The organism is Streptomyces sp. NPDC033845 (assembly GCF_055576225.1).
Genome location: NZ_JBVIRI010000009.1, coordinates 86,674 through 107,089 on the forward strand (window position 1 = coordinate 86,674; position 20,416 = coordinate 107,089).

Consider the following 20,416-nt stretch of genomic DNA (forward strand, 5'->3'; position numbering starts at 1 on the left):
CTCTCCCGCTCAGAACTCGATGCGCTCGCGGCGGGTGGCGCGCAGCGTGATGATGGAGAGGATCATGGTCAGGACGAGCATGACCACCCCCATGGCGCAGGCGTAACCGCTCTTGCCGAAGTACAGGAAGTTGCGCATCAGCACGGTCGCCATGACCTCGCTGTTGTGGTCGGGCCCGCCGCCGAACTGGCCGGAGGTCATCGTGGACACCAGGACGAACATGTCCATGGCCGCGATGCCCAGGTAGACGGCCGAGGTCTGGACCGAGTCCCAGAGCAGCGGCAGGGTGACCCGGAAGAAGGTCTGGCCGCGGCCGGCCCCGTCCAGCAGGGCCGCCTCGTAGATGTCCTTGGGGACCGACTGCATGGCCGCCGAGAACAGCACCAGGTAGAAGCCGACGCCGTGCCAGACCACCACGGCCAGCAGGCACCAGAGCACCAGGTTCGGCTCGTTGAGCCATTCGACGGGGGCGGCCGGGTCGACCAGCCCGATCTTGGTGAGGAAGCCGTTCAGCAGGCCGCCCTCGTCACTGCGGTACACCGCGCCGAAGAGCACGGCGAGGATGGCGAGGGAGAGGACCTGCGGGAAGAAGTAGATGATCTTGTAGAAGGCCGATCCGCGGACCCCCCGGACGCCGCCCGCCCCGCTGCGCCCGCCCGCGTTCACCATGAAGGCGAAGAAGAGGGCCAGCAGGATGGTGACGGTCGGGACGAACACCAGGAGCAGCAGGTTGTTCCAGAGCGCCCCCCGGAAGACCTCGTCCTTCAGCAGTTCCTGGTAGTTGTCCAGGCCCACGAAGTCGAAGACCGGGGACTGCCCGCTCCAGTTGGTGAAGGAGTAGCCGAACGTCTGGATGTACGGCCAGATGACGAAGGTCAGATACAGCGCGATGGGTGCGATGAGGAAGCCGGTGATGAAGCCGGCCCGCCCCTTGCCCTGGGCTACTTGGCTCATGGTGTCCGTCCCTGCGGTACCGGCGTGATCAGCTGCGTCGGTTGTTCTTGGCGTTCGGGTCCTTGGCCGCCTTGTTTACCGCAGCCTGGGCCCGCTTGATCCATTCCTTGGGCTGGATTCGCTTCGCCATCAGCTCATTGGACGCGGCCTGGATCTCGTTGTCCATCGCGCTGTACCAGTCGGGGTACAGGTAGCTGAACGTGTTCTCGCCGGCCGCCTTGAGCGCGACGACCGCGGACTGGGTGCCCGGGCGGAGCTTGACGGCCGGATCCACCCCGTCCTTGACCACGGTGAGGGAGTTGGCCTGCTGGGCGAAGATCGTGGACCATTCGCGGGACAGCATCGAACGGATGAACTCCAGGCCGCCGGCCTTGTTGGCGGCCTTCTCCGGGACGATGAAGGGCTCGCCCGCGCCGGCCCGGATGGCCTCGAAGGGGAGCTTGCTGCCGGCCAGCACCGGGACCGGCAGGAACTTCATGTCGAAGTCCTCCGGGGTCTGCTTGAGCTGCTCGTTCTCCAGCCAGGAGCCGGAGGGGATGAAGGCGGCCTTGTACTGGTTCCAGGCCGTCTGGGACTCCGTGTGGGTGAGGCCGTTGGTGCCCGGCAGCAGCAGGCCCTTCTCGACGACCTCGTAGACCGCCTCGACCGCGGCGAGGGCGTCGGCGTTGCCCTCGAAGGCGTTCGGCTCCAGGTTGTCGATCGCCTTGACGGCCTCCAGGCCGCCCTTCTTGGCGATCAGGTCCATGATGACCACGTTGATGTAGTACGGGAACTTGCCCTGGTGGGCGAGGCCGCCCATGCCGGCCGCCTTGGCCTTGGTGCAGATGTCCAGGAACTCGTCCCAGGTCTTGGGCTCGGCCCAGCCCTTCTCCTTGAAGAGCTTGCCGGAGTACCAGAGGCCGAAGACCGTGTACACGTAGTTCAGGGCCACGAACTTGCCGCCCTGGGTGCCCTGTTCGATGGTGCCGGCGATCAGGGTGTCCCGGACCTTCTTGGTCGGGTCGTCCAGCGAGGGCGCGTCCAGGACCACGGTCAGGTCGGCGAGCTGGCCGCCCTTGAAGAGCACGTCCAGCTTGATCTGCTGGGCGCCGGCGTCGTCGACCACGTCCGGCGGGTTGCCGCCGTTGAAGCGGGGCTGGAGCTTAGCGGTGATCTCCTGGGTGCCCAGGTGGGAGCTGGTGGTGCCCCACTTCTTGTCGAAGGCCGCTTCCCAGGCCTTGGCGTAGTCGTCGCCGAACCCGCCCTTGAACACCACCACGTCCAGCTTGCCGCCCTTGGCGACGCCGAACGGGTTCTCCTTGGTCACCGGCGCCTTGTCCGGGCCCTTCGTGGAGGTTTCCTCGCCTCCGGAGGCACAGGCGGACAGGAAGCTCATCGTCGGCACCGTGATCAGTCCGAGCGCTGCGGAGCGCTTGATCAGATCGCGGCGGCCGAGACCTTCACCAGTGGATCCCATGCTCATGTCCTCGCCTTCGTCAGAAGTGTGAAAGACGCGGGAATGCGCGGGCAGTTGCCCTGCACGCGGACATGTTTGCGGGCATCGCCGCAGGTCCCCGCCGTCCTCCGGTCCGGGGCCGCTCGTACCGCGGTGGTCCGGACGGGCACAGGTATAGTCCACTTCCGCTCGGCTGAGCAAGATCGTGCGCAAGGAAGTGCCCCGGCTTTTCCGAGTTGAGACCTGTCCGTCATCTGGCACCGCCACCGCACGAAGCGGAAGGGCCGTACCCCCTTAACGGGGATACGGCCCTTTGGTGCCGATGACCGGCCGATCAGCGGCGGTTCGTCAGCCGCGGATCAGGTTCCGGAGCACGTACTGCATGATGCCGCCGTTGCGGTAGTAGTCCGCCTCGCCGGGGGTGTCGATGCGGACGACCGCGTCGAACTCCACACCGGTGTCGGTGGTCACCTTGACGGTGCGCGGGGTGGTGCCGGCGTTCAGCTCCTCCACCCCGGTGAAGGCGAAGGTCTCCTGGCCCGTCAGCCCCAGGGAGGCCGCCGTGGCGCCTTCCGGGTACTGGAGCGGGAGGACGCCCATGCCGATCAGGTTCGAGCGGTGGATGCGCTCGTAGGACTCGGCGATGACGGCCTTGACGCCGAGCAGCGCGGTGCCCTTGGCGGCCCAGTCGCGGGACGAGCCCGAGCCGTACTCCTTGCCCGCCAGGATGACCAGCGGGATGCCGGCGGCCTGGTAGTTCTGCGAGGCGTCGTAGATGAACGCGACCGGCGCGCCCTCGACGGTGAAGTCGCGGGTGAAGCCGCCCTCGGTGCCCTCCGCGATCTGGTTGCGCAGGCGGATGTTGGCGAAGGTGCCGCGGATCATCACCTCGTGGTTGCCGCGGCGGGAGCCGTAGGAGTTGAAGTCGCGGCGCTCGACGCCGTGCTCGGTGAGGTACTTGCCGGCCGGGGTGTCGGCCTTGATCGCACCGGCCGGGGAGATGTGGTCGGTGGTGACCGAGTCGCCCAGCTTCGCCAGCACCCGGGCGCCGGCGATGTCGGAGACCGGGGTGGTCTCCATCGTCATGCCCTCGAAGTAGGGGGGCTTGCGCACGTAGGTGGACTGCGGGTCCCACTCGAAGGTGTTGCCGGTGGGGATCTCCAGCGCCTGCCACTGGGCGTCGCCCGCGAAGACGTCCTGGTAGGACTTGCTGAACATGTCCTCGCCGATGGCGTTGGCCACCACGTCGTTGACCTCGGCCTCGGAGGGCCAGATGTCGGCCAGGAAGACCGGCTTGCCGTCCGTGTCGGTGCCCAGGGCGTCCTTGGTGATGTCCACCTTCATGGAGCCCGCGATGGCGTACGCGACGACCAGCGGCGGGGAGGCCAGGTAGTTCATCTTGACGTCGGGGTTGATCCGGCCCTCGAAGTTGCGGTTGCCGGAGAGCACCGAGGTCACCGCGAGATCGGCCTCGTTGATCGCCTTCGAGATCTCCTCGTCCAGCGGACCGGAGTTGCCGATGCAGGTGGTGCAGCCGTAGCCGACCAGGTTGAAGCCCAGCTTGTCCAGGTACGGGGTCAGGCCGGCCTTGTCGAAGTAGTCGGTGACGACCTTCGAGCCCGGGGCCAGGGTGGTCTTGACCCACGGCTTGCGGGTCAGGCCCTTCTCGGCCGCCTTCTTCGCCACGAGCGCCGCGGCGACCATGACGTAGGGGTTCGAGGTGTTGGTGCAGGAGGTGATCGCGGCGACGGTGACGGCGCCGTGGTCGATCTCGAAGGAGGTGCCGTCGGCCAGGGTCACCCGGGTGGGCTTGCTGGGGGCGCCGTTGGAGGAGGCCGGGGAGTCGGACGCCGGGAAGGACTCCTTGCCGGCCTCCTCGTCGTCGCTGACGTAGTTGCGGACGTCCGAGGCGAACTGCTGGGCGGCCCGGGCCAGGACGATGCGGTCCTGCGGGCGCTTGGGGCCGGCGATGGAGGGGACGACCGTGGAGAGGTCCAGCTCCAGCTTCTCGGAGAAGTCCGGCTCGGCGGCCGGGTCCAGCCAGAGGCCCTGCTCCTTGGCGTACGCCTCGACCAGCGCGACCTGCTGGGCGTCGCGGCCGGTCAGGCGCAGGTACTTCAGGGTCTCGCCGTCGATCGGGAAGACCGCGGCGGTGGAGCCGAACTCGGGCGACATGTTGCCGATGGTGGCGCGGTTCGCGAGGGAGGTGGCGGCGACGCCCTCACCGTAGAACTCCACGAACTTGCCGACCACACCGTGCTTGCGGAGCATCTCGGTGATGGTCAGCACCAGGTCGGTGGCGGTGGTGCCGGCCGGCAGCTCACCGGTCAGCTTGAAGCCGACCACCCGCGGGATCAGCATGGAGACCGGCTGGCCGAGCATCGCGGCCTCGGCCTCGATGCCGCCGACGCCCCAGCCCAGCACACCGAGGCCGTTGACCATGGTGGTGTGCGAGTCGGTGCCGACGAGGGTGTCGGGGTACGCCTGGCCGTTGCGGACCATGACCGTGCGGGCCAGGTGCTCGATGTTGACCTGGTGCACGATGCCGGTGCCCGGGGGGACGACCTTGAAGTCGTCGAAGGCGGTCTGGCCCCAGCGCAGGAACTGGTAGCGCTCCTTGTTGCGGCCGTACTCCAGCTCGACGTTCTGCGCGAAGGCGTCCTTCGTGCCGAACTTGTCGGCGATGACCGAGTGGTCGATGACCATCTCGGCCGGCGACAGCGGGTTGACCTTCGCCGGGTCGCCGCCGAGGGCCTTCACGGCCTCGCGCATGGTGGCGAGGTCGACCACGCAGGGCACACCGGTGAAGTCCTGCATGATCACGCGGGCGGGCGTGAACTGGATCTCCTCGCTGGGCTGGGCCTGGGAGTCCCAGTTCCCCAGCGAGCGGATGTGGTCGGCGGTGATGTTCGCGCCGTCCTCGGTACGGAGCAGGTTCTCCAGCAGGACCTTGAGGCTGTAGGGCAGCCGTGCGGAGCCCTCCACCTTGTCCAGCCGGAAGATCTCGTAGGACTCGTCGCCCACCTGCAGCGTGCTACGGGCGTCGAAGCTGTTCGCCGACACGACAGTCTCCTTCATGCATGAATTCGCGCGTTCTACCGCATCCTGCCGCCACGCCCTCTGGCCAATCCGCTAAGGTAGGGCTAAGTTAGGTAACCCTTACCAGCGGGGGCGGCTGCGGTACGCCTTCGGCAGATATCTCGATGTCGAGATAACTCTAGTGCATGGCCGCGCGATGGTCATGCACGGCCCCGAGTGTCCTGGGCCACCCGCACGGAACCCTCCTGCCCACCGGAGGGCCGGTCCACCGCCCGGACCGCCCACCGCCCGGCCCGCCCGGAGCGGTTACCGCCCGGCCCGGCCGGCGCCCCGCGAGGAGGCCCGGACCAGCAGCCCGGACGGGACCGTCAGCTGCCCCGCCGGCATCGGGCCCAGCCCCTCGATCCGGTCGGCCAGCGCCGCCACCGCCACCCGCGCGATCCGCTCCGGCTCCAGGGTCACCGTGCTCACCGGCACCTCGGCCGTCGCGTACCAGGGGTCCTCGCTCGCGCACACCAGCAGCAGGTCCCCGGGCACGGCCAGTCCGTGCCGGGCGGCGGCCGCGAGGGCCTGCCGGCCGCCCGGGTCGTAGAGGGAGTAGACGGCGTCCGCCCCGCCGCCGCCCAGCAGCCGGTCGAAGGCGTGTCCCGGACCGTCCTCCGGCAGGAACGGCACCGGCAGCGGGCTCCGGCCGCGCTCCGCGCACCACCGCTCGTACGCCGCCGTCACCGCCCGGGTGTAGTGCTCGGCGCCGAACCCGCCGTGCAGCGCGATCCGGTCGGCGCCGGCGGCGGCCAGATGGTCCAGCACCTCGCGGGTGGCGGCCCCGTGGTCGTTGTCCACCCAGACGTCCCCCGGACGCGGCCGGTCCGGACGGCCGTCGAAGACCACCGGGATGCCCCGGGCGCGCAGCGCCCGCAGCACCGGGTCCCCCCGCGGGCTGTCCAGCAGCAGCATGCCGTCCACCGCCAGGTCGTGCCAGAGCTCCTGGGCGCCGCGGTCGGCGGGCAGTGTGGTCAGGGCGTACCCCCGGGCGTGCGCGGCGGAGGTGGCGGCGGTCAGCCAGCGGGAGAAGTAGGACACGGCCGCGTAGTTCCAGGCGTCGCCGGCGAAGGTGGTGACGGCCAGCCCCAGGGTGCGGGTGCGCGGGCCGCGCGGCACCCCGTAGCCGAGGGCGGTGGCGGTCTCGCGGACCCGGCGGCGGGTGGCCTCGGCGATCCGGCCGGTGCCGTTGAGCGCGTGCGAGACCGTCGCGGTCGACACCTCGGCGGCGCGCGCGACATCGGCGAGGGTGGGTCCGGGTCCGGGCACGCGGTCATCGTACGGACCCGGCGGAACGGCTGCGGATTCCGTCGTCCGGGGCGGGTTCCGGTTAACGGGTTAACCACCGATCGTCCTGGCCACAGCCGACGTTTGGAGTGTGGTCATGACATCTTCTTCGCTGTCCCGGCGGGGCCTTCTCACCGCCGCCACGGCCGTGGGCGCGGCCGGTCTGCTGGGCTCCGCGGCGGCCGGCACGGCCCAGGCGGCGCCCGGCGCGGCCGGTACGGCCCGCCCCGCCGGGCGGGGTTCGGCCTCGCTGGTGATCCACAACGCCCGCGTCTTCACCGGGACCGCCGGCCGGGCGCCCGTCGAGGCGGTGGCCGTCGGCCGGGACGGGAAGATCCTCGCCACCGGCGGCGGCTCGGCGCTGCGCCGGCTGATCGGCCGGGACACCGAGGTGGTCAACGCCCGCGGCAACACCGTGATGAGCGGCATCCACGACGGGCACGTGCACCCGCTGGGCGCCGGCGACCGCTCGCTGCGCCCCTCCCTGGAGGGCGCCGAGACCACCCTGCCGGAACTGGACGCGATCCTGCGCGGGTTCCTCGCGGACACCGGCGGCCCGGGCGCCGAACCGGACGGCTGGCTGGTGGTGGAGGACTGGAACCCGGTCGGCCTGCTGCCCACCGGCACGGTCCCGCACCACTCGATGCTGGACGCCCTGCCCACCCGCCGCCCGGTGATCCTGGTCGGCGGCGACGGCCACAACCTGTGGGCCAACCGGCGGGCCCTGGACATCGCGGGCATCACGGCCGCCACCCCCGACCCGCCCGGCGGGAAGATCGTCAAGGGTGCGGACGGACGGCCGACCGGGGTGCTCAAGGACGACGCCCAGGACCTGGTGAAGCGCCACGTGCCGGCGCCCACCCGGGAGGCGCTGGTCGCCGCCTGCGCCAAGGTGCTGGAGCAGGCCGCCGCCTCCGGGGTCACCACGATGATGGACGCGCTGGTCGGCCGGCACGAGCTGGAGCTGTACCGGGCGCTGTCGGCGGCCGGGAAGCTGCCGCAGCGGATCGTGCCCGCGCTCCGGCTGGAGGTGGAGCAGACCAGGGACCCGGCGGGCTCGCTGGCGTACGCCCGGGGGCTGCGCCGGGAGTTCGAGGGGGTGCGGGGGCTCCGGTTCGGGATGGTCAAGGTGTTCCTGGACGGGGTCATCGAGTACCCGGCGCAGACCGCCGCGCTGCTGGAGCCCTACCTGGACGGCGACACCGGGAAGCCGACCGCGAACCGCGGGGAGCTCTACACCTCGGCCGCCGAGTACGGCCGGCTGACGGCCGCCTTCAACCGGGCCGGCTGGCAGATGCACGCGCACGGGCTGGGCGACCGGGCCGTCCGCACCGCCCTGGACGGCTACGCGTACGCCCGCCGGGCCACCGGGCAGCGCGATCCGCGCAACGCGATCGCCCACCTGCAACTCGTGGACCCCGCCGACCTGCGGCGGTTCGCCCAGTTGGGGGTCGCGGCCTGCATGCAGCTGCAGTGGGCGGCCGAGGACACCTGGACGATGGAGGCGCTGCTCCCCTACATCGGGCCCCGGCGGCACCGCTGGATGTACCCGGCGCGGAGCCTGGAGCGGGCCGGCGCCCGGCTGGCCGGCGGCTCCGACTGGCCGGTGGACGCCCTCCAGGTGTGGAACCAGCTGCGGACCGCGATCGACCGGCAGGGCGCGCACGGCGCGGGCGCGCTCCACCCCCACCTGGAGGGGCTCGGCCGGAGCTCGGTGCTGCGGATGCACACCCTGGGCACGGCCTGGCAGCTGCGGCAGGACCGGCTGACCGGGACCGTGGAACGCGGCAAGGCCGCCGACCTGGTGCTGCTGGACCGGGATGTGACGCGCTGCCCGGTGGCGGACATCAGCGGCACCGGGGTGGAGCTGACCCTGGTGGCCGGGCGGGCCGTGCACGACGCGCACTCGGCGACCGGCCGGGCCGCGGCCGCCCGGCTCTCCCGCGCGGCGGCCGGACCGCGACCGGCCTCGGCGGCCTCGGTCCACGGCCTGGCGGTGAACCGGCACCACGCCTGCGGCCACTGACGGCGAGGGGAGGGGGCCGCGCGGAGCGGGGCGGGGCGGAGGCGGACCGTCGAGTTGACGGTGGGTAACACCCGTCTGCCACACCCCGCGCGAGCCCCATCTCATATCTGAGATACCGTGCACCCATGGCAGACGACTACCTCGTACGCATCGGCAAGCTCATCCGTGACGCCCGACAGCACCGGGGCTGGACACAGACTCAGCTCGCGGATGCGCTCGGCACCAGCCAGAGCGCCGTGAACCGGATCGAGCGCGGCAACCAGAACATCAGCCTTGAGATGATCGCCCGAATCGGTGAAGCGCTCGACAGCGAGATCGTCTCCCTGGGTTACGCCGGCCCCATGCATCTGAGGGTGGTCGGCGGCCGCCGGCTGTCCGGTTCCATCGACGTCAAAACGAGCAAGAACGCCTGTGTTGCCCTGCTTTGCGCAACCCTGCTGAACAAGGGCCGCACTGTCCTGCGCCGGGTCGCCCGCATCGAGGAGGTCTACCGCCTCCTCGAAGTCCTGAACTCCATCGGTGTCCGCACCCGCTGGATCAACGACGGGGTCGACCTGGAGATCGTCCCGCCGGCCCGGCTCGACATGGACGCCATGGACGCCGACGCCGCCCGCCGGACCCGGAGCATCATCATGTTCCTCGGCCCGCTGCTGCACCGGATGGACCGCTTCCGGCTGCCCTACGCGGGCGGCTGCGACCTCGGCACCCGCACCATCGAACCGCACATGATCGCGCTGCGCCGGTTCGGGCTGGACATCACCGCCACCGAGGGCATCTACCACGCCCAGGTCGCCGCCGGGATCTCACCCGACCGCCCCATCGTGCTGACCGAGCGCGGGGACACCGTCACCGAGAACGCCCTGCTGGCCGCCGCCCGCCACGACGGGGTCACGGTCATCCGCAACGCCTCGTCCAACTACATGGTCCAGGACCTGTGCTTCTTCCTGGAGGCCCTGGGCGTCAAGGTCGAGGGCATCGGCAGCACCACCCTCACCGTCCACGGGGTCCCCACCATCGACGTGGACGTGGACTACTCCCCCTCCGAGGACCCGGTCGAGGCGATGAGCCTGCTGGCCGCCGCCGTGGTCACCGAGTCGGAGCTGACCATCCGCCGGGTCCCGATCGAGTTCATGGAGATCGAGCTCGCCGTCCTGGAGGAGATGGGCCTGGACCACGACCGCACGGCGGAGTACACCGCCGACAACGGCCGCACCCGGCTGGTCGACCTGACGGTCCGCCCCTCCAAGCTCGAAGCCCCGATCGACAAGATCCACCCGATGCCGTTCCCCGGGCTGAACATCGACAACGTCCCCTTCTTCGCCGCCATCGCGGCGACCGCGCAGGGCCAGACCCTGATCCACGACTGGGTCTACGACAACCGCGCGATCTACCTCACCGACCTCAACCGCCTCGGCGGCCGCCTCCAGCTCCTGGACCCGCACCGCGTCCTGGTGGAGGGCCCCACCCGCTGGCGCGCCGCAGAGATGATGTGCCCCCCGGCGCTGCGCCCGGCGGTGGTCGTCCTCCTGGCGATGATGGCGGCCGAGGGCACCTCGGTCCTCCGCAACGTCTACGTGATCAACCGCGGCTACGAGGAACTCGCCGAACGCCTCAACTCGGTGGGCGCCCAGATCGAGATCTTCCGGGACATCTAGGACGCATATGTTCATCCGGGGTCGCTCTCGGCGACCCCGGATGCGGGCCTCGACCAGCCTGCCCGCTCCAGTGGGGATTCGTCTTTTTCGCCAGTTCGGGCCGCTTCCATCCGAAGCGTGCACCAGACTGCCGTCACAGTCTCGACTCCTCCCCTGGGAAGCCCGTGTATCCGCCCCCGCATACGTACAACTCCCCGCAACCGCCCGTGCGACGCTGGTGGGAGCATCCGGGCCTGATCATCCCGCTCCTCGTCGTCCTGCCGCCCATCGGTATCGCGCTCGTCTGGACCAGCCGCTGGAAGACAGCACCGAAGGTCGTCGTCAGCATCGCGGCCGGCGCATGGATGATCTCTCCTTTCCTGGCCGACGCCCCGCCGAAGAAGACGGAAGCCGACGCCAAGCCGAAGGCGCCCGTCGCGGCATCGGCGACACCGTCCGCTTCGTCCACCCCAGCACCATCCGGTCCGCCGAACCTGGTGGGCCAGAACCTCAAAAGGGCCCAGGCAGCGGCCACGGCCGCGGGCTTCAACTCGATCTCGCACGACGCCGGCCCCGGCGATGCGGGCCAGTGGGCGGACGGCAACTGGAGGGTGTGTTTCCAGGCCCTCACGGACACGTCGGCCGGCAAGAAGCCGACCCTCGACTTCGCTGTGACCCGGAACGAATGGCCCTGCCCCGCCAAGGACGGCGACCCGATCCCCCACCCGAAGATGCCGAAGGTGACCGGGCACGACTTCGCCCAGGCGCGGGCGACCTTGAGTCCGCTGGCACTCCAGCAGATCGAGCCGCAGAGCGCGTACACCGACGTCACCCTTGCCGGAGACCCGGACAGTTGGACCGTGTGCTTCCAGGAACCGGCAGAGGGCAGGGAACTCCAGCACCCGAAGACCATCACCGCGCACCTGTCGCTTGCGGCACCCGGCACTCCGTGCCCGGCGGACCCGTACACAGAGCTGCACCCGGGCCCGGCCCCGCAGCCGACCCGCGAAGATGACGACTCTGGCAACTCCTCCTCGTCCTCCGGCGGCTCGTCCTCGATCGGTGGAGGGACCGGCGGAGGTGGCAGCGCCTACTACAAGAACTGCGCCGCCGCCAAGGCCGCTGGCGCCGCCCCGATCAGCGAGGGACAGCCCGGCTATCGCAGTGCACTCGACCGCGACGGCGACGGCATCGCCTGCGACAGGTGAGTGACAGCGGAGCACATGCGGCGACGCCCCCGCGCCGGCTGTGCGGGGGCGTCGATACCCGTGGTCAGGAGGTGTGCGACTCGCGCAGCTCCACCGCGATGCCCTGGAGTCCCTCCAGCGCGGTGAAGCTCCGCAGGATGGTCCGCATGGACGTGGTGACGCGCCGGGTGGGCTTCCGCAGCGGACGGCTGGCGGCCCCGAACATGTCGATCAGGAGCACGCCCTCCTGAAAGGAGGCCTCTACGGCCCGTGCGTCCCAGGAGGCGGTCGCCACCTGCTCCAGCAGGTTCTCCACCCCCTCCGGCCACTCCGAGCGTGGGAGACCTCCCGCCCACTCCAGGAAGGCCCGGAACGCGTCCGCGGCCGTGTCCATCCTCTCCGCGAACCGGCCGGCGGCCGCTTCCAGATCACGGGTCGGGCCATCGATCGCCTTGCCCAGACGGTGGAGAGCCGCGAGCTTCTGCGTCGCCGACGCCCCGGGATGACCGACGGAACCCGCGGTGTCCTCAGCCAGCAGGAGCATCATCTCCCCCAAGTCGGCCAGCGCCGATTCCACATCGGCCATGTCATCGTTGATGGCGTCCATCTGGGCCTCGGCCTGCAGTACCAGTTCGAGCAGTCCCGGGGTGTCCTCGCCCTGCTCGGCGGTACTGATTCCATCCTCACCGGCGCATAACGCCCGCGGTGCCCGGGTCTCGACCAGAGGCGGCGCAGTACCGGCTTCGGCGACGGCCTCCAGTACGCGGGTGAGCTCCTGCCGGACGACCGAGATTCCGGTGGGGTCGGACTTCGACGGCACCGCGGGGATCGTCAGGCCTCCCGCGAAGGGAGTGACGCCACAGCCCACATGGACGGTGTGCCGGCCGAGCGCGTGGCGCATGCCGAGTCCGAAGGAGACCTCGGCATCGAACCCGCCGAGATCCGCCACGACGACGTCCACTTCGGCCAGCGTGCGCAGCAGGTGCTCCATGGGCAGCCCCGCACCCGTGAGCCGGTCGGCACGGAGGAGCGTGAAACCCAGATGGGCACAGGCGGGTTCCACGATGTCCTCGTACAGGACGGGTGACCGTCGGCTGTCGTCCGGGAGGCTGATGGCGAGACAGGTGGTCATTGCGGCTCCTTCGATAGGGATGGTTTCGGACGGGCCCGCCGGCCACCGAGCAGTGGGGTCCGGCGGGCCGGGAACAGTTCAGTCGAAGAGGGTCAGCGCCACGCCGTCGGCGATCTCGTCCTCGAAGACAGGGCGTTCTTCGATGCCCAGGGCATGCATCAGGTCCACGGTGAGCACCCGGTGGCATCGGCCGACCCGGACCGTCGGACAGGGAAAGGAGTCCTCGGCGACCAGTCGGTAGGCCTTGCTCATGCCCATCTGGAATCCCCGCGCCGCCGTTCGCAGGTCGACGCTGACCGGCAGGTTGAAGATCTCCCGGAAGGTCAGCGGGGTCATGGGCCGGTGGGTCACCCTTCCCTCCCCGCGCGCCGCAGGGAGAGGCTGGCCACCTGCCGCCCGCGGCCCGAATGGGCGGTGCTCGTCACGGTCCCGGCCAGCCCCCAGGTGGCGGCGAGGGCGCCGATCCGCATTCCTTCCACCCGGTCGGCCGGAACCGTGATGCGTACGGTCGCCGCGAGGCCCAGCCTGTTGGGCGGTGGATCGTAGTCGGCCTGCCAGAGGGGGCCGGTTCCGTCGTACGCGTTTCCGGTCCGTTCCATGTCCTCCACGGCGGTTTCGAGGCGGGCCCCGCGCCAGAGGTTCCAGGCCCGGGTACAGGCCGTGCGCAGGACCTCTCCGCCGGGGTCGGGGCTCCGGTCCGATACGGCGTCCAGGGCTTCCAGGTACCCGGTGACGAGCTCGGCCTCCACGTCCCCGCGTTCCGCGCGGAATCGCGTGGGAATGTTGAACGCCGTACGGCGCATACCGGGCAGCGCGAGCCAGACGGCGGCCATCAGCCAGTCGGAACGACTGGGCCCGGCCGGTCTCTCGACGCCCTGCGGGCCCCGGACACGTTGGACGATCTGGTGCCAGAGGGAGTTCCGCACCGCCGGCTCCACAGTCCGGTCGTACAGGATTTGGCGGGCTCGCGTCAGGCTGAGCGGCTCACCCTCGTCCGTCCCGCCGTCGCACAGGCGCAGCGGAGGGGCGGGGTCACTGTCGAGGCAGTGCCGTTCGACCACGGTGAAGATGCCGGGCTGATAGGGACGGTTCACGGGTACTCCTGTCCGTCGGATGTCACCGCGTGGATCTCATTGCTCCGCCAGGCTGCGAGCGCCCGTGCGGCGGCCTCCTTGCCAGGGGTGGTGTGCGGGGCACGTTCCAGAGCGAGGAGCCAGCGCAGGAATCCCGGCTCGCGAGCCGTCACGAGGTGGTCGAGAAGTGTCCGCAGAGCCCGATCCGGGTGCTCTGCGCGATTCGCCTCGGCGAACCACGCGAGCAGGGAGTCGGCCATGGCGGCGAAGGTGTCGGGTTCGTTCAGGGCCTGGCCGGCCAGCCGGGCCGCGATGACCGCTGTCTCCGCGTCGTCGGTCAGACGGTCGCTCCACCAGCGGGGGTCGGCGCCGATCAGCGCCGGAAAGGCGTATGCCACGAGGAGACCGGGAAGGCCATCGGGCCTTGTCCATTCCTCCATCCGGGCCAGGAGGAACATTCGCGCCTCCGTGTCCCCGGCCTCGAACCTCCGCAGCAGTGCCGTCACGACGATGTCCGCAAGGGGCAGGGCGTCCTCGACGGTCAGGGCCTCTGCGAGCCGTCCGAGCAGGTGCATGACCTGCTCGCCGGGGAGCCGGCCGGGATCGATCCGGCACGCATGCGCCACCGCCGCGCACAGAGCCGCCTCGGGTGCAGTGCTCCATCGCTCCAGAAGGTTCCCGGCCGTTCGGGCCGAAGAGGGATGACAGGCGGCGGCGGCCAGGCCCCAACCGGCTACCTCGGGGGCCGCGGACGAGGGATCCAGCGCCAGGCCTTGGAGGAGTTCCAAGGAGCGCCCCCCGGTGGCGACGGCTATGGACGCGACCGCGCGCCCCGCCCTCCCGATCTCGGCCGGGTCCCGCCCGGGACGGGCCAGCCAGGAATGGAGCAGGGGCAGGAGGTCGGAGCGGTCACGGCCCAGCACCTCCCACACGCCTTCCGCCACCGCGGGCCAGAAGAACCGCACCGTGTCCACGGCCTCGTGCCCGGCCGACCGGGCCTGGTGCGCCCCGAGAACCCTCAGCGTCCGCGCCCCGCACCTCTCACCCGGCCCGTCCGCCGACCGGTCGGCATGCCGATCGGGGGACGTCTTCCGCTCCCGCTCCATCAGTCGCAGCAGATCGTCCGCGCGTTCCGCCACGACACGGCGCTCCAGACCTCCGTAGACACTGATGGCGAGGAGGTCCGGGAGGAGTGCGGCATCCGTGTCGGTCCGGGCGAGGAGGTCCGCGGCCTCGGACCGGGCCAGCCGGTCCGGCAGTCCCGTACCCGAGGTCTCGGCGGGCCCTGACTCCAGAAGGGCTTGCGCCACCATGACGGTGCGGCGAGGCGGAAGGCCTGCGGGCAGCAGGTCGTCCAGGCGCCCCGATCCCAGGATCCGCAGCCAGCTCGCGGATTCCCGCTCGTCCGGGCAGCGGCCTCTGACATGGGCCGCGAACACCGCCTGCGGGTGGGGAGGGCTGTGGCGCAGCACCGGTACGCGGAGTTGTTCATGGAGGGCGGTGACGAGTCCGGGTGCGTCCGGCAGGACGATGACCAGGCGTGCCTCCGCCTCCCTGAGGAGCTCTTCGAGCCGGGACAGGTCCCATGATCGGAGGGCGTACGGATCGCTGGGGTCGGTCACGAGGTACCCGTGGGCGCCCGGGACCTTCGGGGACCACCGGGAGAGGTCAGTGGAGCCGTCCACCTGGACGAGCAAGGGCGTCTCGATGCCGTACGCCAGCAGGTTCAGAGCATGCGACTCCCGTCCTGTGCCGGGCTCGCCGGCGAGGAGCACGATGCCGGAGCTGATCGCGGAACGGGCTTCCTCGAAACCTATGGGCGGGGCGAAGCACTCCCGGACCGCCCGCAGGTGGCCGGCCCGGACCGGCCCCTGCCGCTGGGTCCCTCCGGAGGCGTTCTCCTTGACCTGGCCGTACGTGGTCTGCCGCTGTCCGCCGGTCACCAGGCCCGTGTTGACAGTCCCGTGCGGCGCCACCACGACCATCTCGCGCCCGGCCAGGGCCGCTACCAGACCGTCGGGGACATCCCACCCGCCGGCCTCGCGGATCTCAGCGGTCACCGTCGTCTCCGTGCTCCGGGCGCCTTAGGAAGCCGACGGTGGTGACGTGCTGTCCTCCGTGCACGGTGCCGGTGTTGATGATTCCGCGTTCGGCATTCAGGACCGTCGTTTCCGGCGCCTCCTCCGCGGAAGCCCCGATACTTTCCGCGCGTAAGCCCGGACGGATCGGAACCAGATTGTCCGGACTCCGGTCTTCTTCTGCCCTCATGTCGACCCTCACTGATCGGAGCGCTGGGATTCTCTGCCAGGCGCTCACCTCCTGGACACATCGAGATTCCCGCACATCCGGATCGACTTCTGTTCCGCAGGCCCATAAACCGGGTGACCCCCCTCACAGTTCGAAGAAATTGCCAGGCGCACGAAACACGGGTGAGTGCGCCACCCATCGGCAGCGCACTCACCCGTTCGTTTTCCGTGCCATCAGCGTCCCGCAGGGTCAGCCGGCGCCTCCGGGGACCGGCCGGCCAAGCGCGGAGATGCGGTCGCGGAGAAGATAGGAGATCTCTTTCCGCTCCTGCTCCGACAAGGTGCCGAGGAGCGTTGCCAGTTCCTCCTGCCAGTCGGTTCGCGGTGGACTGAGCAGGTTCTGGTGCCCGACCGCCCAGTCGAGGACCTGGCTGACCTGGTCCGGGTGCCTGAGGAGCCACAGCGCGGCCAGAGAGGCAGGTCCGCCATGGAGCGCCTGGAGGCAGAACTCGTATTCACCACGCCTGCTGGTCGTCCACGAGTAGCGGACGCCGTCCGCCCTCTCGCGTCCCAGCAGGAGTTCCTCGCCGGACTCGCGCGGCCGGACGTCGATGACCCGGTAGCTGAGGCCGGCTTCCTCCAGCCGCTGCGGCATACCGAGGTGCTGCATGACCTCGGGTGCCCCCAGACCGCTGCCCGAGACGGTCTGGGCTTCGGCCAGGTGACGGAGGTCGGAGGTCAGACGGGTGCGTACGGCATGCCAGCCGTGGACGGTCCTCGTGCGAACCACTCGCACCGGGTCGTGCACCCACCATGCCACCCAGAGGTCCACCGATTCGGTCCCGTACACCGTGGGCAGCCCTACCGGACGGGTCTCCATGTGCTCGGCCGCGTCCACCCGGTACAACTCGGTGTATACGCCCCGCAGCCCGGGAGCGGCGGCTGCGTCGGGAACGGGCAGGTGGGCACCCGTGTCCTCGGGGTCCCCCCGGCGCCCCAGGAGGAAGTATCCGCCTCCGTCGTCCCTGAGCACCAAGGACGAGTCCCGGACAGCGGACCTCCGGTGCCTGAGGATCTCCCGCCATGGCGCCCCGCCGACCCTGACGTACAGCCGCTCGGCGGCCTCCTCGCTCACGCCGCTTCCCCTCGCCTGTCGGCACGCCACTCGCCGAGCGAGGACCGGGCCGACCTCATTCCGGGCCAGTCGCCGGAACCCCTGTCCTCCATTTCGACAAACAGCCGGAACTCGCCGATTCTCATATCATCCGCCAATCTACGGAAGAGTTTCTCCACGGCCCCGAAGGTGAACTCGTCCCATCTTCCGATTTCCGCCCAGCTCAGTAGTGCCGCACAGGTGACGTCGAATGAATCCTCCGAGTTCAAGGCGAGTTGGATGACCTCCACAACAGCCTGCCCCTCCGGGGATTCCTCAGCAATATTCCGTACGAACCAACGGGGCGAGTGCAGCAGTTGCCCGAACAGGGGGAGCAGCCGGTCGACATCCCCGTCATGGTCTCCGAGCCATTCGACAATCCTCGCGAACACCTCGGACTCATTGCCCGCATGGAAAAGGCTCGCAACGGCTACCTTCACGGCGAGGTCGAGGCGGCTCCTGCCGCCGTCCGGATCCTCCTCCGCCCCACTCCGCAGTCCGGACAGCAGATCAGCGACGAGGTGCAGGGCGAGGTCCGGGCGGGAAAGCCCGAACTCGGCGCCGCAGGCATAGGCGACGGTGGTCCTCAACGAGAGGTCAGCACCCCGGCTCCAGCGCCGGAGGCGGTAGCGCACCTCGGCGGCCAGCACCGGATCCTCGGCGGCGATCCCCAGGGCATTCGCCGCGATCAGACGACTGGTCGTCCGTTCGGATTCGGCGAGGGCCTGAATGTGCCGCAGGGCCCGACGGCCGCCACCCCAGCTCGCCGCCCTGCCCATGGCCTGACCCACCGACCGGGTGAGTTCGCCCGAGCGCCGCACCTCCTTCAGCCATTCGACCAGCAGGTCGGACAGTTGACCGTATTCCTGCCACACATACCGGAGCACGGCCTCCGACTGACGGTGCCGGACGAATACCACCGGTTCCGCACTATGCGTATAGGCCCCCTCCGTACGGATCTCGCGCTCCTTACGGACCGCCCGGACAGCGTGCAGCAGGTCCGAGAGCGACCGACGGAAGACGAAGGCGGGGTTGGGCCGGGTTGGCTGCGGCGCCCCCTGCGGGTCCGTTCCGGGGAGTACGGCGATCAGCCGGTCCCCGGACAGGGTCAGCAGCCGGTCCGCCTCCTCCCGCACAAGCCTGTGGTCCAGGCCCTCGTAGACGCAGGCGGCCAGGAGGAAGGCCAAGGCGTCCGGGGCCTCCCGCAGTGACTCCAGGAGCTGGGGCACTTCCTTCTCGGCGCGATAGCTCAGCCTGGACCCCAGGTCCAGCAGTCCGTCAGGATCCCCGTCCGCCGCCACGATGGCCGTGACGAGTTCCACCACCTCCGCCGGTACGAGTTCCGGCACGAGCAGGTCTTCCAGCTGATGGACTCCCCGCAAGGCGGCGAGCAGCCGGGCCCGCTCCTCAGGCGCGGGCACGGCCGCCTCGAAGCGGCTGTGGAACACGAGGCCGGGCGCCGGGGGGAGGCACTCGACGGGGCTGACATGGAGATCCTGTTCGAGGCGGCGGATCAGCGCCTCGTCATCGGGCAGCACGATGACCATGCGTGCTCCGGCCTTCTCCAACAGCGCACGTACATGGCCGAGGACTCCGGGGCCGAGTGGACGGGACGGAAACAGCCCGTCCACCAGGTAACCCCGCACCGAGGCATCGGCCGGCCTCCATCGGTCCAGCTCCGTGACGCTGTCCAGGGCCCGCAGCGGGGCGTCTTCGCCGCAGCTCAGCCGTAAGAGGTTGAGTGCGGCGGTCCGGCGGCCCGAACCCGGCCGCCCGGTCAGAAAGAGGGGCCCTGTCCGCAGTTTCACCAACGCGTCATCGACCCAAGAGGGTGCCGCGAACCCGAACGCGGCCGCCTGTACCTCCGCCTCCGGTACCGGCCCCTCGCGGACGCGTCCTTCCCGAGCCTTGCGCTTCTCGGACGCGGGGCCATTGTGGACACGCTGCCCGCCGCGGACAGACGCGGTATTGAGGTTGCTGTTGGGCGCGTAGATGAACGGGGCGGCCAACGGTGTCGCTCCGCCGATCGCGTCGATCAACTCAGAGAAGCCAAGGTCGTTGTCCGGCGAAGGCTGCTCGTCTCCCGCACCGGGCTCGCTCGCGGGCGGGACCTCAGCGGTCGCTGCAGGAGCCGCCGGTATCTCCCTTCGCGGCTCCTCGCCGGAGGTCACTGACGCCCCTGGTGCTTGTCGCCGCGGACCTGGTCCCCCTGGAAACCCCGGACACGACCGGCCTTGTTGCCCCCGACCTGATCACCGGCGACGTGGTAGTTGCCCATGCTCTGCCCGCCGTGGACGGTACCTGTGTTGATGTTGCTGTTGGGTGCATTCATCTCCGTACGCAGGCCCGTCGGGCGGTGGTCTTCGAGGGGAGCCTGGGCCTCCGGCTCCGAGGGGCCACCCGCGATGTAGGCGTCCGGGGTCTCCTCGTACAGGGGCCCGGACGGCTGGGGCACGTAGATCCAGGCCCGCTGAGCGAAGGACTTGCCGTCCACGGTCGCCGCCACCTCGGTGAAGTGGTCGGGGTGGCGTCCGGTGTACCCGCCGGCCACCGCGTCCTGGTAACACCGCTCGGAGAGAATCGCCGCCACGTGGGTGACGTTCTCCCTGTGCGAGGCGAGAACGGCCTTCACCGGGTTGGAGTCGAGCAGGCGGTGGGTGTCGTTGCGGGCTGTTCCGTTGCCGCCGAACTCGTCTCCGGTGTCCGGCAGCGGGCCGACGTGAAGGCTGACCCTGAGCCGGATGGGCACCGCTCCGTGTGACAGGACGTTGAAGTCGGTGAGCACCTCCTGGAGGGTGAGCAGCAAGGGGTGGATCACGAAGGGGATGCGTGCGGGGTCGAACCCGAAGACGTACCCGTCCCCGGTCGAGGCGGGGAACCGCCGGTCCTCCCAAAGGTCCCGCAGCTCCGCCCTGGCCAGTGCGGTCCTGAGGAGTTCGGGTACGGCGCGACTGACGGCTTCGTGTTCGATCGCAGGCCGGCCGGTGAAGTCCTTGGCGTCCACGGCCAGGATGCCTCGATAGGGAGGGAGGGGTCGACTCAGGGAGTAGGTGCCGAAGACCGGCTGAGGCAGTTGGTTCTCGGACTCGCGCATGACGCTCCTCTGCGAATGCCGCCCGGCCACTGGGGCCGGGCGGGAATGCTCGTGTCTGCGGTTTCTCGCGGTCCGAGCCTCACAAAGGGCGGGCGGGCCTTCCGTTCCCCAGGC

Annotated in this window: 14 protein-coding genes; 3 read left to right on the plus strand and 11 right to left on the minus strand. The window is 70.2% G+C overall.

Annotated features, from left to right (window positions below; genetic code table 11):
• Positions 1-9: 9 nt before the first annotated feature.
• The 4 genes from ACZ50K_RS20555 to ACZ50K_RS20570 all read right to left on the minus strand — a co-directional run bounded on the left by ACZ50K_RS20555 (position 10) and on the right by ACZ50K_RS20570 (position 6,739).
• Entirely contained in the window at positions 10-954 is a 945-nt protein-coding gene (locus ACZ50K_RS20555; protein WP_468904880.1) for a carbohydrate ABC transporter permease, read from the minus strand.
• A 28-nt stretch (positions 955-982) separates the two neighbouring features.
• Positions 983-2,410, minus strand: coding sequence for an N-acetylglucosamine/diacetylchitobiose ABC transporter substrate-binding protein (ngcE, locus tag ACZ50K_RS20560; RefSeq protein ID WP_468904882.1), 1,428 nt, complete (start codon positions 2,408-2,410; stop codon positions 983-985).
• A 327-nt stretch (positions 2,411-2,737) separates the two neighbouring features.
• Positions 2,738-5,452, minus strand: a complete 2,715-nt coding sequence (gene acnA / locus ACZ50K_RS20565; protein ID WP_468904885.1) for an aconitate hydratase AcnA — start codon at positions 5,450-5,452, stop codon at positions 2,738-2,740.
• Between the two features lie 282 nt (positions 5,453-5,734).
• Complete coding sequence (locus tag ACZ50K_RS20570) at positions 5,735-6,739, minus strand: LacI family DNA-binding transcriptional regulator (RefSeq protein ID WP_468904887.1); 1,005 nt, start codon at positions 6,737-6,739, stop codon at positions 5,735-5,737.
• A gap of 115 nt (positions 6,740-6,854) precedes the next feature.
• Between ACZ50K_RS20570 and ACZ50K_RS20575 the strand changes: the two genes are divergently transcribed.
• The 3 genes from ACZ50K_RS20575 to ACZ50K_RS20585 all read left to right on the plus strand — a co-directional run bounded on the left by ACZ50K_RS20575 (position 6,855) and on the right by ACZ50K_RS20585 (position 11,625).
• Positions 6,855-8,783: an amidohydrolase gene (locus tag ACZ50K_RS20575; RefSeq protein WP_468904889.1), complete on the plus strand. Its 1,929-nt coding sequence runs from the start codon at positions 6,855-6,857 to the stop codon at positions 8,781-8,783.
• Between the two features lie 125 nt (positions 8,784-8,908).
• Positions 8,909-10,438: a helix-turn-helix domain-containing protein gene (locus ACZ50K_RS20580; protein ID WP_468904891.1), complete on the plus strand. Its 1,530-nt coding sequence runs from the start codon at positions 8,909-8,911 to the stop codon at positions 10,436-10,438.
• Between the two features lie 206 nt (positions 10,439-10,644).
• The gene (locus tag ACZ50K_RS20585) at positions 10,645-11,625 is read left to right on the plus strand and encodes an excalibur calcium-binding domain-containing protein (protein WP_468904893.1); all 981 of its coding nucleotides are present in this window, start codon (positions 10,645-10,647) and stop codon (positions 11,623-11,625) included.
• Between the two features lie 64 nt (positions 11,626-11,689).
• Here ACZ50K_RS20585 and ACZ50K_RS20590 read toward each other — a convergent pair whose 3' ends face one another.
• The 7 genes from ACZ50K_RS20590 to ACZ50K_RS20620 all read right to left on the minus strand — a co-directional run bounded on the left by ACZ50K_RS20590 (position 11,690) and on the right by ACZ50K_RS20620 (position 20,302).
• A complete protein-coding gene (locus ACZ50K_RS20590) occupies positions 11,690-12,595 on the minus strand; it encodes a hypothetical protein (RefSeq protein WP_468904895.1) in 906 nt (301 codons plus the stop codon).
• A 219-nt stretch (positions 12,596-12,814) separates the two neighbouring features.
• A complete protein-coding gene (locus tag ACZ50K_RS20595) occupies positions 12,815-13,072 on the minus strand; it encodes a DNA-binding protein (protein ID WP_468905365.1) in 258 nt (85 codons plus the stop codon).
• Between the two features lie 11 nt (positions 13,073-13,083).
• Entirely contained in the window at positions 13,084-13,830 is a 747-nt protein-coding gene (locus tag ACZ50K_RS20600) for a hypothetical protein (protein ID WP_468905391.1), read from the minus strand.
• Positions 13,827-15,869 carry a hypothetical protein gene (locus tag ACZ50K_RS20605; RefSeq protein ID WP_468904896.1) on the minus strand — a complete coding sequence of 681 codons (2,043 nt, stop codon included), beginning with the start codon at positions 15,867-15,869 and terminating at the stop codon, positions 13,827-13,829. The genes ACZ50K_RS20600 and ACZ50K_RS20605 overlap by 4 nt, the downstream gene beginning before the upstream one ends.
• 436 nt (positions 15,870-16,305) lie before the next feature.
• Positions 16,306-17,190: a hypothetical protein gene (locus ACZ50K_RS20610; protein ID WP_468904898.1), complete on the minus strand. Its 885-nt coding sequence runs from the start codon at positions 17,188-17,190 to the stop codon at positions 16,306-16,308.
• The gene (locus ACZ50K_RS20615) at positions 17,187-19,379 is read right to left on the minus strand and encodes a hypothetical protein (RefSeq protein WP_468904900.1); all 2,193 of its coding nucleotides are present in this window, start codon (positions 19,377-19,379) and stop codon (positions 17,187-17,189) included. The genes ACZ50K_RS20610 and ACZ50K_RS20615 overlap by 4 nt, the downstream gene beginning before the upstream one ends.
• Complete coding sequence (locus tag ACZ50K_RS20620; RefSeq protein WP_468904902.1) at positions 19,376-20,302, minus strand: hypothetical protein; 927 nt, start codon at positions 20,300-20,302, stop codon at positions 19,376-19,378. The genes ACZ50K_RS20615 and ACZ50K_RS20620 overlap by 4 nt, the downstream gene beginning before the upstream one ends.
• Positions 20,303-20,416 lie beyond the last annotated feature (114 nt).

Coding starts and splice junctions, on each gene's coding strand:
- ACZ50K_RS20590 (WP_468904895.1), bottom strand. CDS start 12,595: ATGGAGCACCTGCTGCGCACGCTGGCCGAAGTGGACGTCGTCGTGGCG.
- ACZ50K_RS20595 (WP_468905365.1), bottom strand. CDS start 13,072: ATGACCCCGCTGACCTTCCGGGAGATCTTCAACCTGCCGGTCAGCGTC.
- ACZ50K_RS20575 (WP_468904889.1), top strand. CDS start 6,855: ATGACATCTTCTTCGCTGTCCCGGCGGGGCCTTCTCACCGCCGCCACG.
- ACZ50K_RS20555 (WP_468904880.1), bottom strand. CDS start 954: ATGAGCCAAGTAGCCCAGGGCAAGGGGCGGGCCGGCTTCATCACCGGC.
- ACZ50K_RS20620 (WP_468904902.1), bottom strand. CDS start 20,302: ATGCGCGAGTCCGAGAACCAACTGCCTCAGCCGGTCTTCGGCACCTAC.
- ngcE (WP_468904882.1), bottom strand. CDS start 2,410: ATGGGATCCACTGGTGAAGGTCTCGGCCGCCGCGATCTGATCAAGCGC.
- ACZ50K_RS20580 (WP_468904891.1), top strand. CDS start 8,909: ATGGCAGACGACTACCTCGTACGCATCGGCAAGCTCATCCGTGACGCC.